Origin of the sequence: Pantoea sp. 18069, from assembly GCF_902706035.1 — a bacterium.
In the GTDB taxonomy this organism is placed as follows: Bacteria; Pseudomonadota; Gammaproteobacteria; order Burkholderiales; family Burkholderiaceae_C; genus Comamonas.
This window is the reverse complement of record NZ_CACSJA010000112.1, coordinates 1-456: the sequence shown is the minus strand read 5'-3', so window position 1 is coordinate 456 and position 456 is coordinate 1. Positions and strand designations below refer to the sequence as shown.

The 456-nt window shown below is 50.4% G+C and carries 1 pseudogene; it reads right to left on the bottom strand.

The window, feature by feature from the left end:
* Window positions 1–184, bottom strand: a pseudogene (locus GVL12_RS25800) (enolase); the annotation flags it as partial.
* Window positions 185–456: the final 272 nt, after the last annotated feature.

Here is a 456-nt window from a genome sequence, read left to right as displayed (position 1 = left end):
CCACAAACGGGCGCACCACTTCCGGCGGCGCGAAGGCGTAGCCCTGGGTGCCGTCATCGGCGGTGATGGTCAGCATCGCCATTTTCGCCAGCCCTTCCGCTCCCGGGTGAGAGTGCCCGGCGCTATCGGCAACCCGCCGGGTGGGATAGTGAAAAACGGTGACGGTTACAGATTCATTTTTCATTCTTTGTCCTTAGTACGATGCACCTGAACCCATATGGCCAAAATTCGCCCAACTGATAAGCATGTTGAATGGGTTCACATAATTGAAAAGGCGTTTCAATTATTAATTTAAGCACAAATCATTAACACTTCCTCGGACAAATTCCGCTATGCAACGACCGAATTTTGGGCATCGGCACGACAGGACGTGATTGTTTTCACAAAAGAGAGAGGAAATGTGAGGGCGATCGCCAGGGGAAAAGTGTGAAAAATGAGCGCAGAAAAGAGATAAAC